We start from the raw sequence: 14,079 nt of genomic DNA on the forward strand, positions 1-14,079 counted from the left end.
GCCCCGCGATCGGGGTCGGTGGAGTGGTAGCCCAAGGCCCCGGCCATCGACGCGCGCTTCCAGTTCAGGCGGTGCCGCAGGAGCGGAGTCTGCCCCCGGGGGGCGTAGGTGCCGCGCATCAAAAAGGGGCAGTGAGGTTTTCTCAGCGATGAGCTTGTGATGTGTCAAGCTTGCGCTCTCGCGGTGGGGTTGACAGGCGTGAAGCCGCTGGTAGGAACGGAGTCGACCAAGATCCCGAACGCCAGAGGCTTCACGTGGTTCCCTATGCTGCCATGCTCGATGTCCCGCGTCAGGTGGTGGTGCACCTCGCCCGCCTGCTGGCAGGTCGACGACGCGACGTGCACACTCTCGACGCTCTCGGGCGCTGACCCCGTTCGCTCAAGCGGTCCTCGTGGTCCGCTGGTTTCGGGAGGGCGGCCGCATCTCATGCCTGGCCCGCGACGCCAGTGTCTCCCAGGCCACCGGCTACCGCTACCTGCACGAGGGCTTCGACGTCCTGGCGCAGGACAGTCCCGACCTGCACGATGTCCTGCGGCAGTGCCATGAGGACGCCATGCCTTATGTCGTCCTGGACGGCACCCTCATCCCCTGCGACCGCGTCGCGGGACGGACAGAGAAGGGCAACGACGTCTGGTTCTCGGGCAAGGGCCGGCACTTCGCCGGCAACGTCCAGTTCCTCGTCTCCCCCAATGGCGACCCCCTGTGGGTCTCCGACGTAGAACCGGGCTCGATCCACGATTTACGTGCCGCTCGCATCCACGCGCTGCCAGCCCTCTATCCGGCGGCCCGCGACGGACTGCCCACCCTCGCCGATGTCGGATACACCGGCGCAGGCATCGGGATCCACACCCCGCTGCGGCCGCACCCCGACATCCCCTCACCGCTGTGTCTGGCCACCCGCACCCACAACCGCCTCCAGCGCGGCATACGAGCCCTCGGCGAACGCGCCGCAGCCGCCCTCAAACAACGCTGGGCCGTCCTCCGGCACATCACCCTGAGCCCGAGCCGCATCGGAGACATCACCAAAGCCGCACTCCCCCTCACGACCGCATGGAAGTGAATCGCTGAGAAAACCTCAGTGAATAAGTATGGGCCTTGACCCCGAATCCTGGACACGGGTTATGCGGCTTGTGGCAGCGTAGTTGGTGTGTGGTGGAGGGCGTTCTCGAAGGCGATCGGTGATCGTTGTCCGAGGTGGGAGTGTCGGCGTCGGGTGTTGTAGCGGTGGAGCCATCGGAAGGCGTCGAGTCGCGCCTCACGCTTGTCTGGCCAGGTCTTTCGTCCTTGCAGGGTTTCGCGTTTGAAGGTCGCGTTGAAGGACTCGGCGAGTGCGTTGTCCGCGCTGGACCCGACCGCACTCATGCTGCGCCGGACCCCTGCTGACCTGCGGGCTTCGGCGAAGGGCCTGCTGGTGTACTGGGCTCCGTGGTCGGTGTGCATGATCGATCCGGTGAGGCTGCCGCGGGTTCGGATCGCCGCGGCTAGGGCGTCGGCGACGAGGTCCGCGCGCATGTGGTCGGCGATCGCCCAGCCGGCCAGACGGCGCGAGGCGAGGTCGATGACGGTCGCCAGGTAGCAGAACTTCCCGCCCTCGATGGGCAGGTAGGTGATGTCGCCGATGTACTTCGTGTCGGGGGCTGTGGCGGTGAAGTTGCGGCCGATCAGGTCCGGGGCCTTGGCCGCGGCCGGGTCGGGGATGGTGGTGCGATGCCGGCGACGAAGGCGGACCCCTTCGATCCCTGACGCTCGCATGATCCTGGCGACCCGTTTGTGGTTGACCGCCTCACCGCCGGTCTCCCGGAGCTCGGCGGTGATCCTCGGGACTCCGTAGGTGCCGTCCGATTCTTGGTGCACCGCTCGTATCCGGGCGGCCAGGCGGGCGTCGGTCACCTTCCGGGCGGCCCGGTCCGCCGCCGTCCGGCGCCAGTAGTAGAAGCTCGAGCGGCTGAGCCGAGGACGCTGCACAGCCGCTTCACGCCGTAACGGTGCTGGAGGTCGGCGACGCACTGGAAGCGGTTCACCAGCGCGTCTCCCCGGCGAAATACTTCGCCGCTTTGCGCAGGATCTCGCGTTCCTCCTCCAGCTCGCGGATCTTCTTGCGCAAGGCGGCGTTCTCCGTCTCCAACGGAGCCGGTGGCTGAGACGGCGCCTCCGCCCGGCGGCCCCGGGGGCGGCTCACCCCGGCTGCCTGAACCCAGTTCCGCAGGGTCTCCGGGTTGATCCCCGGGTCGGCTGCGACCGACCTGATCGTCGCTTCCGGCCGCGACTCGTACAGCGCGACCGCGTCCACCTTGAACTGCGGCGGGTAGTTCTTCATGACCACGAGATGTCCGTTCTCAGATCCTCAGGAAGCAGTGTCTCGTGTGTCCAACATCCGGGGTCAAGGCCCCGGCACCCGTCGAACGTGGCATGGCACGGCTCAAGTCCTGGCAGATCTTGCGCAGGTCCCGTATCAGCCCCATCCGCATGACCGTCATCGCCAGAGCCGTCCTCACCCTGGAGAGGCAACGCTGAAAACGCTCAGGGAACTTGATCAAGCCCTGGAAAGAGACCGGGCCACGACAGCGGAGAGGTCGCCGGCGCTGCCGACGAGTGACGGGCAGGGCAGGTTCGAGAGCAGTCACCCGGAATTCTGGACCAGGCCCGATGAACGCTGCCGGCGAGGTGATGATCGCACACCGCCGGGTACCCGCCCAGCGCAGTCGAGTGGAAGTGAGGCAGTCCCATGTTCAAGGTGCTGCTGATCCTGCTATGCCTGGTGTTTCCCTGGCTGGCCGTGCTGATCAAGGAAGGGCCTAGCCTGAAGGTGCTCTGGGCCTTCCTTCTCCAGCTTCTGGGCCATGTTCCCGGTGTTATTTACGGCATCTACCAAGTGGTCAAGGACTGAATCCCCCTACTACTCTTGCAGCGACGCGCTTGAACGTCGCGGCCGCGTTGTCTTCGCAGACCATGATGGAAGTGACCTGCTGACTCTGGGTCCTCCCGTCCCAGTTCTCCATCTGCCTGATCGGCCCCAGTGGCACGAGACGTTGATGACGGGGCCGAGGCGGGCGGGCAGCAGGTCGAGCCTGTCGACGGTGTGTCCGGCCGCGACGAGCCTGCGCGTGAGCTCCCGGGGCGGCCCCGGCATGGCCCGCCTCACCGAGGCGGAGGAGGTGATTATCCGGCCGGGGTCGTCGTGGGGCGGGGTGGTCAGCGTGGACACCTGCTGCGGGCTGGACACGGGTCGGGGCCCTTCGACGGGGGCGGGGGGTGAACGTCACGATGAACGGGGCGGCGATGAGGCGCGCCCGTCAACCACTCGGAAGGAGCGGGGGTCAGCGGGCGGCGAACGTCTCGTCGCGAGGCCGGTCGTCCGCCGGGGAGGCCTGGAGGCCACCACCGCCCTCACGCCTGCTGAGAGCGAGGGCGCCGACCAGCAGCGCGATCGCCAGGACGAGCGTGATGGTGACGGTGCCGGTTCCCAGGCCCAGCCCGCCGTGCGCCGGGGAGGCGGCGGCCCAGTCGGCGAAGGACGCGCCCAGCGGGCGAGTGAGGACGTAGGCGCACCAGAACGCCGGGACGGCGGCGAGGCCGAACCAGCGGTAGGCGATCGCGGGAAGGGCGATGACCGCGGCGAAGGCGAGACCGGAGGTGAGGTATCCGAGGTGGCCCGTGGCGGCGGTGAGGTCGCCGACCGCGGTGCCGAAGGCGAAGGTCGCCATCACGGTCAGCCAGTAGAAGACCTCGCGTCGGCGGGTGCGCAGTTCGTGGAAGGACAGCGAGCGTTCCGTCGCATACCACAGGGCCAGTACGGCGGCGAGCACGACCGCGAAGGCCAGAGTCGAGGTGAGGTAGGGAACGTGCAGTACGACGTGGATGAAGTCGGCGACCATCGTGCCGACGACGCTGACGAGGAGCACTGCGGTCCAGTAGATCCCGGGCCGGTGGCGCGAGGAGGCGAACTGGGCCGCGAGCGCGGCGACGAGCCCGATCGCTGCCAGGGCGACCGCGGGCACGGGGCCGAGCCTGGTCGCCAGGTAGTCCGAGGCGCTCTCGCCCACGCCTGTGGTGAGGACCTTGACGACCCAGAAGGCGGCTGTGATCTCCGGTACCTTGCCGGCCGTCATCCGGCCTCGATGAGCGTGTCGGGCGTGCCTGGTCGTCATGGCCATGAGTCGGCTCCGTGGAGTGAGGGGTCTTCGAGGGATGTACTTGGCAGGGCAGGACGAGAGCCCGCCGGGGGACTGTGGGACCCGGTGAGAGTCTACAAGCGTGTAGACGAAACTCTGGTCGTCGACCCGGACCGTCGGTGCGCAGCGGGCGTATGCCGTCGAGCGGCCGACGGCGCCGTGTGCGTCCGTGGCGGGGTGACCGGAGTGCGAGGGCGAGGTGGTGCCTCGCTCTCGCCGCTCAGACTGGTGAAGTAGCGGGCCCGAGCGGGCGGTTGGGGTGCGGCCGGGTCGGTGCGACCGGTGCCGGCGGAGGCCGTGCGGCGTCAGGGGCCAAGGCGGCGAAGGCGGCGGATGAGGCGCCGCGCGCGGCCCCGCCACATCGCCCTGCTACGGGCGCGTCCCCGCGCGGAACGCGTCGCCCGCAAGTGGGCGAAGAGGTTCTCGTGCAAGGCCGCGATGTGGTCTGGGTCGAACCTGTGGGCCGAGCGTAGCGCGGCTTGCCCCATCTGCCGCCGCTGGGTGTCGTCGTCGACGAGTTCTAGGAGGGCCGCCGCCATGGCTTCGCGGTCGTCGGTGGGAACCAGGCGCCCGTCGACCCGGTCCTGGATTATTTCGGCCGGTCCGAGGGGGCAGTTGGTGCTGACGACCGGCACGCCCACCCGCATCGCCTCGACGAGGGTCATCCCGAAGGACTCCGCGTCGGAGGCGGAGACGACTATCGAGGCCTGGGCGAATTCCGCCTCGATGGGGGAGCGGAAGCCCAGGAGCGCCACCCGCGTGGAAAGCCCCTGGTGGTCGACGAGTTCCTGCAGGCGGGCCTTTTCCGCTCCCTCCCCGTAGATGCGCAAAGACCAGTCGGGGTGCTTGGCGGCGACGTCCGCGAACGCGTCGATCACCAGGTCGAAGCGCTTGGAGCGGGTGAGCCGACCGGCCGCGGCGATCACCTTGGCGGTGCCGTCGGCGGGGGAGATGCCGGGCTCGGGAACGCTGTTGGGAATGCCGGCCACGTGCACGCCCGGCAGTTTCATCCTGCTCCGGTAGACGGCGGCGTCGGCCTCGGTGGTGGTGACCACGGCGTCCAACTTGCGGTAGTGGTGCGCCAGGACTGTCCGCAGCCGCTTGCTGTGCGCGTCGTGGGTGAGGTGTTCCTGCGCCACGCGGACCGCCCGCCGGGGGCCGAAGCGGGCCAGGTAGACGTTGACGCCCGGGCGGGTGCCGATGAGGACGTCGGCGTCGCTGGCCCGCAGGTACCGCTCGATCCGCAGGTCGTTGAGGCGGCTGTACTGGCGATGGCGCTTCTCCTCACGGGGAAAGACCTCTGCCAGCTGGTCGATGTGGGGGTCGTCCAGGTCTGGTGAGTTGGGGCGGAGGTCGACAAGAGGGATCACGCGTATGCGTTCGTCGATGGCGAAGCGTGGCGTGTCGCGGTGCCGGAACATCGACACGATCTCGACCTGGTGGGTGTCCGCCAACGTCGCGGCGAGGTTGAGGGTGGTGCGGATGGTGCCGCCCACGCCATAGACGTTGTGGATGAGAAAAACGATCTTCACAGCGTGCTCCGGAATGTCGAGGGGTGGGCCGAACCGGACCCGGCGCCGATAGGCGCGGGGCGCGGATCGACCGACCGATCAGTCAATCGTCCAGATATGTCGATCTACAGGCGGATAAGTCATCCACCGAGTCCGCATGTGTGACCGGCGCCGCGCTTCGAGACGGAGCGGGCGGGCCTGAGAGGTGGTGAGGTCAGGGGGCCACGGCGGCGAGTGGGTGCCTGGTCCTGGACAGCAGTGCGGCCAGGAGGGCGAGCCACGTGGTGGCCAGGAGCCAGCCGGCCAGGACGTCGCTGGCCCAGTGCACGCCGAGATAGATCCGCGTCAGGCCGACGGCCAGCGCCCACACGAGCGCCAGCCCCAGCGTCAACCGGGCGAGGGCGCGACGGGTCGACGAGGCGAACGCCCAGCACAGGAGGCCGGCGGCGAGGGCCGAGGTGGTGCTGTGCCCGGAGGGGAACGACCATCCCGAAGCGTGGGCGGCCCAGTCGCTCTGCTCGGGGCGGGGGCGGGCCAGTGCCGCCATGAGTCCGTAACGGACGGCCTGCCCGGCGGCGAGCACCGCGACGGCCAGCGCGGCGCGCCGGAGCCGGTCCGGCCTTCCCCTGCCCGTGACCAGTCCGGCGATGAGAGCCAGGAGGTAAGGCCAGACCCCGGTGCCGGAGGCGGTGACCACCTGGGCCACCCGGCGCGCCACGGGCGGCCGGTGGTGAAGGACCGCCAGGTGCAGAGCGTCGTCGCCGGGCAGGGGGTCGCCGCCCGCGGCGACCACGCCGACCGTGAGCGCGGTGAACATGACCGCCGTGGTCACCGCCACCCACGTCCACGTCGCGGGTCGGTGCCCGGTGCGGCGGGTGGGTCCGGCGTCGGGCCCGGTCGTCATGGCGTTCGCGCGCCGCTCGTCGACGGAACGGGCTGCCGCGGGGTGAGCCGGGACTGGGCCAGGAGCGTCAGGCGGGTCAGCACGGCCGCGAGCACGGACCCGATGGCGAGACCGGCCAGCACGTCGTGCGGGTAGTGGGCCCCCACCCACACGCGGGAGGCGGCCATGAGGAGCGCCACGGGGACCGCGAGGAGGCCGACGCGTCGGTCGATCATCAGCAGCGCGACCGTCGCCGCTGCCGCGATCGTGGCGTGGTTGCTCGGGAAGGACCAGTCACCCATCGGCGGGCACGCCTGCACGGTGGCGACGTGAAGGATCCGACACGGGCGTTGTTCGTCGACGAGGCTCTTGAGCAGGTCGTCCGCGACGTAGCTGAGAACCACCACCACGGGTACCGCGTAGACGGGGAGCACGGGCCGACGCGCCTTCCGGGCGCGCCACCATCCGACGATCATGAGCAGGGCGAACACCCCGAGGCCGAAGTCCGTCCACAGGGAGACGGCACTGTTCACCACGGCCGGAACGTGCTGTGTCAGGTGCGACACGCCGGTGTAGAGACCGTCGTCGAAGAAGGCCGGGTGAGAGGTCTTCGCAGGCGTCACAGCGGCCCCCCGGGGCGCTGCCCGGCGGCGGCCCGCCGCCGGGTCACACGGGCTCTGCGGAACTCGTTGGCCAGGGGTAGCAGGGAGATCACCACGATCATGGCCACCAGGGGGAGCAGGTAGCGGTCCACGTTGGGCACCGAGGAGCCGAGGCCGTAGCCGGCGACGACCAGGGCCACCGTCCAGACCACGCCGCCCACCGACTGCCAGAGGGCGAAGCGGCCCCGCGGCACGCCCAGGATCCCGGCCAGCGGATTGAGGACGGTACGCACCACCGGGACGAAGCGCGCGAGGATGATGGCCTTGGCGTGCCCGTACCGCGTGAGCAGTTCCTCAGCGCGCGCTGCGCCCGCGTGCAGTCGGCGTGCGCGACTGCGCGCCAGCAGGGCCCGGCCTCCGCGGCGTCCGAGCCAGTAGCCGAACTGGGCCCCGACCAGCGCGCCGGCGACGGCGGCGATCAGCACCTGGCCCAGCGAGAGGTGCACCCGGCCACTCGCCGGCACACACAGCAGTCCCGCGGTGAACAGGAGCGAGTCGCCCGGAAGGAAGAATCCGACCAGCAGGCCGGTCTCAGCGAACAGGATGACGGCCACTCCCATGGCGCCGAAGGCGGCGAGCAGCGATCCGGCGTCCAGCACGTTGACCGCGAGATGAGCGTGCGCGGCCAGGATGCAGGCTTGCGGGAGCAGCGGCACGTCAGGCTCCTTCCGGTGAGGAACTGGGGCGAGGAACGCTTCCGATCGACTACAGCTTAGTAGACGGTCTACTCTACTGTAGACGCTGAAGTGGGAGGATGAGTTCCATGACCGAGGAACACGGCGACCGGCGCCCGGCCGGTGAACTGGAATCGGGCGTCCTGGCGGCCCTGTGGGCGGCGGACACCGCGCTGACTCCGGGCGGGGTGCGTGCGGCGCTGGGCACCGGGCTCGCCAGAACCACCGTGACGACGATCCTCACGAGACTGCACGCCAAGGGCCTCGTCACCCGCGTGCGCCTCGGACGTGGCTATACCTACCTCCCCGCCGCCGACGCGAGCGGGCTCACCGCCAGGCGCATGCACGCCGAGCTGGACCGCGGCGAGGACCGCGGCAGCGTGCTGGCCCGCTTCGTCTCCGACCTCAGCGACGAGGACGAGCAGGTCCTCAGAGCGCTCCTCGACGAGGCCGACCAAGGGGAGGGGAACCGGAAATGATCTACGCAGTCTGGATTCCCCTTCTCGTGCCGCTACTGGCTGTGCCCGTGGCCCGCCGCGTCGCCGGTGCCCTCGCCCCGCGCGTCGCGGCGTGGACGCTGGCACAGTGCGGCGTGCTGCTGGCCGGATGCAGCACGGCCGTACTGGGCCTCCTCGCACTCGGCGGTGTCCTGCGCCTGGCTCCTGTCGCCACACTCGGACACCTCTCCCCGCGGTGGCTGGGCGACCACACCTGGCTGACAGCGCCGGGAGCCTGGGCGGCGGCGACGCTGCTCCTCGCCGGCACGGCCCGGGCGGCCTGGGTGCTCGTCGGCCACTGGCGCCAGCTGCGCTCGGCGCACGAGGCCGCGGGACCCGGCGGAGCGGGCGACCTCTCCGTCAGCCCGGACCCCTACCCGTACGCCTACGCCCTGCCCGGGGTGCTCGGTGGCCGCGGGAGGGTCGTCGTCAGTGCCGCGATGCTGCGCATCCTGCGGCCCGACGAACGTGAGGCGCTCTTCGCACACGAGCGTGCGCACCTGGCCGGCCGCCACCACCTCTTCCTCGGGGTCGGCCAGCTGGCAGCCGCCCTCCATCCCGCACTTCGTGGGCTGCGCGAGCCCCTCACCTACGCGCTGGAACGCTGGGCGGACGAGGCCGCCGCCGAAGCGGTGGGTGACCGGCGACTCGCCGCGCGGGCGATCGGCAGAGCCGCGCTCGCGGCCCACGAGGCCAAGTCGCCAGACGGCTGCCCCGTCGTGGCGCTCGGCGTCGCCAGCAGCCCCGTGCCCCGACGCGTGGCCGCCCTACTGGGGAAGAGCGAGAAGCAGCACGGTCGTAGGGGGAAGCGCGCCCAACGGACCGTCGCAGTGGTCCTGATGTGCTGTCTGGCCGCGTCAACGGCTTCCGCCCTGCACGCGGCGCACGACCTCCACGGCACCGTGGAGACCGCCCAGAGCGAGACCCACTCGCGCTGACCCGCACGCCGCCCGACGTGGGCACGGCCCCAGGTCGGTCCGGAAGCCGCCGAGCCGAGCCGTCCCACCGGGGAGGTAGGCGCGGGCCGCACACCGGGCGGTCACGGCACGGACGTGCCCGGCCCGGTGGAGAACCGACGCGGGCATCTGACCGGCCCTTCCTCACCCCCGACGCCGCCCATCAACTGCCGGAGGCACGCCGAAGACGGCCCCCAACAGCGCAAGAACCGCCCCCTTGCGCCGGTTGCGGCCCTCGTCCTGCCCTCACACGACCCACGCCCGTGCCGCGTACCTTCGCCCCCAGCGCCGGCACGCGTCTGCTCCCGAAGGAAGTTCCCAGTGCCCTCGAACGAGCCACGCGCTGTCCACCGCCGCCCGATACCCGCCGAACACACAGAACCACCCGGCCCAACCGCCAGTGACCGCAGTCCGAGCCGCGAACACCCAGCGCAGCATCCGGCAGAGCGCCCGCGGAGCGAACGTTCCACCAGTCGCGAAGGCCCCTCGACCTCGACCCGCGACGCGTTCTTCGACAACGCCAAGTACCTCTCGATCGCCCTCGTCGCCCTGGGCCATGCCTGGGAACCCCTCTACAGCACCAGCCGCACCGCCGCCGCCCTCTACCTCTTCGTCTACGCCTTCCACATGCCGGCGTTCGTCGTCATATCCGGGTACTTCTCCCGCACCTTCGACACCGCTCCCCACCGCCTGAGCCGCCTGGTCACCGGCGTCGCCGTGCCGTACGTCGTCTTCCAGACGGCCTACATCCTCTTCCGCCGCACCGCCGGGCAGGACCCGCACGCCCCCCTCGACCTGCTCAACCCCTGGTTCCTCACCTGGTTCCTCATGGCGCTGTTCGTCTGGCGCCTGACCGCGCCGCTCTGGCGCAACCTGCGCGGGCCGGTGCCCGTCGCCCTGATAATCGCCGCGGCGGCGTGTGCGACACCGAGCATCGGACAGGAGCTCGACCTCCAGCGGATTCTGCAGTTCCTGCCGTTCTTCGTGCTCGGCCTTACCCTGAAGGCCCGCCACTTCGCCTACCTGCACCGCCTCCCGGTGCGCCTGGCCGCGCTGCCGGTCCTGGCCGCAGCGCTGGCGTTCGCCTACTGGGCGGTGCCGCGGATGAACGACGCCTGGCTCTACCACACCGACAGCGCACAGGCGTTGGGAGCTCCGTGGTGGGCCGGCGTCGTCATGCAGCTGGCACTTTTCGGCAGCTCCTCACTGCTCACTGCGTGCTTCCTGGCCTGGGTCCCCACACGCCGGGTCTGGTTCACGACACTGGGTGCGGGAACTCTCTACGGCTACCTTCTTCACGGCTTCCTCGCCAAGGGCTCCCGCTTCTGGCACTGGTACAACCCCGCCTGGGTCCACACCCCCGGCGGGGCCCTGTGCGTCAGCGTCGTCGCCGTGACCGTCGTCACCGCGCTATGCACCACCCCCGTTCGTCGGGTCTTTCGTTTCGCCGTTGAGCCGCGGATGCGCTGGGCGTTCCGAAGGGCCTGAAGTGCCGTGTGTCTCGTGGATCTCACGGTGCAGGAACTTCGCAGGGATCGGGTCCGGCACCCGCACACGCCCCGACCTCGAGCACGGTCAGGTTGCGCCTTTCGGAAGGCGGTCCGCGAGGCCGCGGCCCGGGCCCGGTCTAGGTGTGTTGTTCGGAGAGGTTGGTGACGCGGCTGGCTGGGGTGTGGCCGCTGATTCCGGTGTGGGGTGGGTGGTAGTTGTACCAGGCCAGCCAGTCGGGGAAGGCTGCCTGTCGCTCGTGATCTGAGGTGTAGGGCTGGTGGTAGGCCCACTCTTGGAGCAGGGTGCGGTGGAAGCGTTCGACCTTGCCATTGGTCTGCGGGCGCCAGGGTCGGGTCCAGCGGGGCTGGATGCCCAGGTCGTGGCAGGTTGGCGCCAGGTGTGCGAGGACTTTGTGGCCGCCGCCGTCGGGGATACGGCCGAGCTTCTTGACGTCGATGTGCAGGAGGACCGATGCGTGCTTTGCGGCGAAGACGCAGGACGTCGGCTTCCACCTGGGCCGATGCGCGGCGTGGCTGGTGGTGCGGGCAACTGGAGCGATCAGCCATCGCTGCCTGGCCGTGTTGGCGGTAGCGGTTGGCCCAGCGGGCGGCGGTGGTGTGGCTGACCTGGAAGCGCTCAGCCGCCCTGCGTATGGGCCAACCGTCCTCGACGACGCAGCGGGCCAGACGCAGCCTGCCGGTCGGGGTCAGCGGGGCGTTACGGTGGATCACGAGGGCCTCCTGGCGCTGGTATGTGATGTCGTAATCCACACCGAGCCAGAAGGCCCTCACCTCTTTCAAGCACCCGAAGTGGGCGTGTCACCTGTCACCAACACGCCGGGACAACACACCTAGAGCGACATCGCCGGCAACGGGCTCTCGGGCGGTCACACTCGTGCGTGGACTCCGTTGCCGCACGCCCCGTCACCCGTGCGGCGCGCGGCCGGTGCGGGCGTGGCGGAGCCGCGCTAGACAGGGGGCTGGGACGCGAAGGCCGCGTCGCCCGGAAGGAAGCGATGTCCGCTGCCCGTGGAACGAAGCTGCGCGCCTGCGCCCTGCTGCTCATCGCCGCGCTGAGTGCCTGCTCGACGACGCCCTCGGCCGTTCCTGCGCGGCACTCCGGCGACCATGTCACGGCCCAGGCGCAGGGCGCCACCGCCTCGGCCGGCCTGCCGGTGTCCGAGATGGAGCACATCCTCCAGGCGGACGGTGACGTGTCCGACGGCGTACTGGCCGTCGACATCGCCCGCTCCGACATCCATGCGAAAGGCGGCCCCGACGCCGTGCCCTTCCAGGAGGGTTTCCAGCTCCAGCACGAGCTGTACTTCCAGGCGACGGGCAGTGGCCATGCGATCCTCAACGGGGACGTGGCGCTGCGTCAGCAAGAGGTCCAGCCGGTCATCGACGCGCTGGTCGCCCACCACCTGGTCTTCCAGGCCGAGCACCAGCACCTGTACGACCTGAGGCCCATGGTGTGGTTCGTGCACTTCCGCGGCAGCGGGGACCCCCTCCGGCTCGCCAGGGACATCCACGCGGTGATCGGTAAGACGGCCACTGCGTTGCCCCAGCACACACCGAAACGGCCGCGGACAGCGTTGCCGGCCGGGCAGCTAGGCCGCGTGCTCGGCGGCAAGGCCGAGGTGGGTGAGCACGGGATCGTCACCGTCACCGTTCCGCGGACGGACGCCGTCCGGCTCGGTGGCCAGCGCATCCGTCCCGAACTGGGCGTCTCCACCGAGATCCAGTTCCAGCCGCTCGGCGGGGGCCGGGCCGTCGCCGTTCCGGACTTCTCGATGACCAGCGCCGAAGTCCAGCCCGTGACGTCCGTGATGCGGCGCGCCGGCTGGGAGGTCGGGTGCCTGTACAACCAGGAGACCGGCGAGGACCCGCAGCTCTACTTCGCTCACATGATCCGTTCCGGTGACCCGATCGCCCTCGCACACGCCGTTCGTGCCGGGCTGGACCGCACCCGGGCGGTCCGGCCCTCCTGACAGTCCGGACTGGGCGGGCCTCAGGGGTGCAGTCGGGCGCCCGGGGGCCGCAGGTCAGGGCACCAGGTGTTTGCTCAACGCCGTCAGAGCCGCGGGCAGCTCCCGGTTCCAGGTGGTGAAGTTGTGACCACCGCTGGGCAGGATGATCGAGGAGGCCTGCATCGGCGGTCGGACGGCCCTGAGGAAGGACTGCGTCGTCCCGTAGTTGTCCTCGCCCTTCCTGCTGCTGGTCACCAGCGCCCAGATCGGGGGGACCGGCCTGTGCCTCAGGCGCCACATCATGTCGTTCTCGTTCCGCACCGACGCGCTGCCGCCGAAGAGGTCCCCGGTGGTGGGGTCGTTGTGGGTGCTGTAGTACCCCGAGAGTGAGACGGCGGCGGAGAAGGCCGTGGGTCGGCGCATGGCGAGCTTCACGGCGCAGTAGCCGCCGGTGGAGTCGCCGATGACGCCCCAGTTCTGTGCTCCTGTGCCCACGCGGTAGTTGGCGGCCACCGCGTTGCGCAGGTCGTGGGCGAAGAAGGTCTCGGTCTGGGGGCCGCCGGGCACGTCCATGCACTCGGTGTCGCGCGGCGGCACCAGTGTGGGGCGCAGCATGACCAAGATCGTCGGCTTCATCCGGTGCTCGCGGACGAGCTTGTCAGCGGTGCGCGGGTACCTCATACGGGTGATGAGGGAATCGACCGTGCCCGGGTAGCCCGTCAGGACGACGGCCACGCGGAAACGGTCCTCGCGGTGGGCCGCCTGGAAATACTGGGGAGGCAGATAGACGTAGGCCGGAACTGTCAGACGCGTCGTGGCGCCACGGACAGCGATCCTGTCGATCCGACCCGCGCGGGACGGGATCCCACCGCCGGTGAGCCCGTCCGACCGATGCCCGAGACGGTAGAGGCCAGCCTTTGCGGGCGTGCCGGACACCCCCTGGTCGACCACTTGACCCGGCGCGTCGTCCGAGCCGAAGAGGTCGGCGAAGGAGGCGTAGAAACCGAAATAGGAGTTGAGAGCGAGCCCGAGAGCAGCCAGGAGGGTGAGCTGGGTGGTGAGCAGCATTCCCACCCGCCCGGCCACGGCACCCGCGCCCCGGCGTGCCAGCCGGGGCCAGACCCAGATGGTAGCGACGAACACGGTCAAGGCCACCAGGGTGACCAGGACCAGGAGGCTGTTGCTGGTGAGACCCATGAGGAGCTTTCTTGTGCGGGGGTGGCGACCGGTGTGCGTGCCAGAGGCAATCCTGAGGCAACCCCGA

At 70.1% G+C, this 14,079-nt stretch carries 11 protein-coding genes and 4 pseudogenes; 7 read left to right on the forward strand and 8 right to left on the reverse strand.

What is annotated here, in order from left to right; translation table 11 throughout:
* Window positions 1-254 precede the first annotated feature (254 nt).
* Window positions 255-1,060, forward strand: a pseudogene (locus ACFV3R_RS31700) (transposase family protein).
* Window positions 1,061-1,119: 59 nt separating this feature from the next.
* Here ACFV3R_RS31700 and ACFV3R_RS31705 read toward each other — a convergent pair.
* Window positions 1,120-2,323: pseudogene (locus ACFV3R_RS31705) on the reverse strand (IS3 family transposase).
* A 62-nt stretch (window positions 2,324-2,385) separates the two neighbouring features.
* Between ACFV3R_RS31705 and ACFV3R_RS31710 the strand changes: the two are divergent.
* Together ACFV3R_RS31710 and ACFV3R_RS31715 are read left to right on the forward strand one after the other, a co-directional pair.
* A pseudogene (locus ACFV3R_RS31710) lies at window positions 2,386-2,514 on the forward strand (IS5/IS1182 family transposase); the annotation flags it as partial.
* A 211-nt stretch (window positions 2,515-2,725) separates the two neighbouring features.
* The gene (locus ACFV3R_RS31715; protein WP_385590350.1) at window positions 2,726-2,887 is read left to right on the forward strand and encodes a YqaE/Pmp3 family membrane protein; all 162 of its coding nucleotides are present in this window, start codon (window positions 2,726-2,728) and stop codon (window positions 2,885-2,887) included.
* Window positions 2,888-3,317: 430 nt separating this feature from the next.
* Here ACFV3R_RS31715 and ACFV3R_RS31720 read toward each other — a convergent pair whose 3' ends face one another.
* The 5 genes from ACFV3R_RS31720 to ACFV3R_RS31740 all read right to left on the reverse strand — a co-directional run bounded on the left by ACFV3R_RS31720 (window position 3,318) and on the right by ACFV3R_RS31740 (window position 7,788).
* Complete coding sequence (locus tag ACFV3R_RS31720; protein ID WP_385590352.1) at window positions 3,318-4,109, reverse strand: hypothetical protein; 792 nt, start codon at window positions 4,107-4,109, stop codon at window positions 3,318-3,320.
* A gap of 368 nt (window positions 4,110-4,477) precedes the next feature.
* Window positions 4,478-5,704 (reverse strand): glycosyltransferase family 4 protein, encoded by a 1,227-nt coding sequence (locus ACFV3R_RS31725; RefSeq protein ID WP_385590353.1) that lies wholly within the window; start codon window positions 5,702-5,704, stop codon window positions 4,478-4,480.
* Between the two features lie 193 nt (window positions 5,705-5,897).
* Entirely contained in the window at window positions 5,898-6,515 is a 618-nt protein-coding gene (locus ACFV3R_RS31730; RefSeq protein ID WP_385590355.1) for a phosphatase PAP2 family protein, read from the reverse strand.
* Window positions 6,516-6,583: 68 nt separating this feature from the next.
* Window positions 6,584-7,189: a phosphatase PAP2 family protein gene (locus tag ACFV3R_RS31735; RefSeq protein ID WP_385590357.1), complete on the reverse strand. Its 606-nt coding sequence runs from the start codon at window positions 7,187-7,189 to the stop codon at window positions 6,584-6,586.
* Window positions 7,186-7,788 (reverse strand): DedA family protein, encoded by a 603-nt coding sequence (locus tag ACFV3R_RS31740; protein WP_385590397.1) that lies wholly within the window; start codon window positions 7,786-7,788, stop codon window positions 7,186-7,188. Before ACFV3R_RS31740 ends, ACFV3R_RS31735 begins: the two co-directional genes overlap by 4 nt.
* 203 nt (window positions 7,789-7,991) lie before the next feature.
* Here ACFV3R_RS31740 and ACFV3R_RS31745 point away from each other — a divergent pair, with 203 nt between their 5' ends.
* The 3 genes from ACFV3R_RS31745 (at window position 7,992) to ACFV3R_RS31755 (ending at window position 10,843) form a co-directional block, all read left to right on the forward strand.
* Entirely contained in the window at window positions 7,992-8,381 is a 390-nt protein-coding gene (locus ACFV3R_RS31745; protein WP_385590359.1) for a BlaI/MecI/CopY family transcriptional regulator, read from the forward strand.
* Window positions 8,378-9,337: a M56 family metallopeptidase gene (locus tag ACFV3R_RS31750; protein ID WP_385590361.1), complete on the forward strand. Its 960-nt coding sequence runs from the start codon at window positions 8,378-8,380 to the stop codon at window positions 9,335-9,337. The genes ACFV3R_RS31745 and ACFV3R_RS31750 overlap by 4 nt, the downstream gene beginning before the upstream one ends.
* A gap of 339 nt (window positions 9,338-9,676) precedes the next feature.
* Window positions 9,677-10,843: an acyltransferase family protein gene (locus ACFV3R_RS31755; protein WP_385590363.1), complete on the forward strand. Its 1,167-nt coding sequence runs from the start codon at window positions 9,677-9,679 to the stop codon at window positions 10,841-10,843.
* A 139-nt stretch (window positions 10,844-10,982) separates the two neighbouring features.
* On the opposite strand, the pseudogene ACFV3R_RS31760 reads toward ACFV3R_RS31755, so the two are convergent.
* A pseudogene (locus ACFV3R_RS31760) lies at window positions 10,983-11,577 on the reverse strand (integrase core domain-containing protein).
* A 284-nt stretch (window positions 11,578-11,861) separates the two neighbouring features.
* Here ACFV3R_RS31760 and ACFV3R_RS31765 point away from each other — a divergent pair.
* Window positions 11,862-12,836 carry a DUF1259 domain-containing protein gene (locus ACFV3R_RS31765; RefSeq protein ID WP_385590365.1) on the forward strand — a complete coding sequence of 325 codons (975 nt, stop codon included), beginning with the start codon at window positions 11,862-11,864 and terminating at the stop codon, window positions 12,834-12,836.
* Window positions 12,837-12,890: 54 nt separating this feature from the next.
* Here the strand turns inward: ACFV3R_RS31765 and ACFV3R_RS31770 are convergent, their stop codons facing one another.
* Window positions 12,891-14,012, reverse strand: a complete 1,122-nt coding sequence (locus tag ACFV3R_RS31770) for an alpha/beta hydrolase (RefSeq protein WP_385590367.1) — start codon at window positions 14,010-14,012, stop codon at window positions 12,891-12,893.
* Window positions 14,013-14,079: the final 67 nt, after the last annotated feature.

The organism is Streptomyces sp. NPDC059740 (assembly GCF_042733155.1).
Classification (GTDB): Bacteria; Actinomycetota; Actinomycetes; order Streptomycetales; family Streptomycetaceae; genus Streptomyces.

What these genes read in the sequence shown, in the direction of transcription:
- ACFV3R_RS31715 (WP_385590350.1), top strand. Translation starts at nt 2,726, where the DNA reads ATGTTCAAGGTGCTGCTGATCCTGCTATGCCTGGTGTTTCCCTGGCTG.
- ACFV3R_RS31720 (WP_385590352.1), bottom strand. Translation starts at nt 4,109, where the DNA reads ATGACGGCCGGCAAGGTACCGGAGATCACAGCCGCCTTCTGGGTCGTC.
- ACFV3R_RS31740 (WP_385590397.1), bottom strand. Translation starts at nt 7,788, where the DNA reads ATGGGAGTGGCCGTCATCCTGTTCGCTGAGACCGGCCTGCTGGTCGGA.
- ACFV3R_RS31745 (WP_385590359.1), top strand. Translation starts at nt 7,992, where the DNA reads ATGACCGAGGAACACGGCGACCGGCGCCCGGCCGGTGAACTGGAATCG.
- ACFV3R_RS31750 (WP_385590361.1), top strand. Translation starts at nt 8,378, where the DNA reads ATGATCTACGCAGTCTGGATTCCCCTTCTCGTGCCGCTACTGGCTGTG.
- ACFV3R_RS31765 (WP_385590365.1), top strand. Translation starts at nt 11,862, where the DNA reads ATGTCCGCTGCCCGTGGAACGAAGCTGCGCGCCTGCGCCCTGCTGCTC.
- ACFV3R_RS31770 (WP_385590367.1), bottom strand. Translation starts at nt 14,012, where the DNA reads ATGGGTCTCACCAGCAACAGCCTCCTGGTCCTGGTCACCCTGGTGGCC.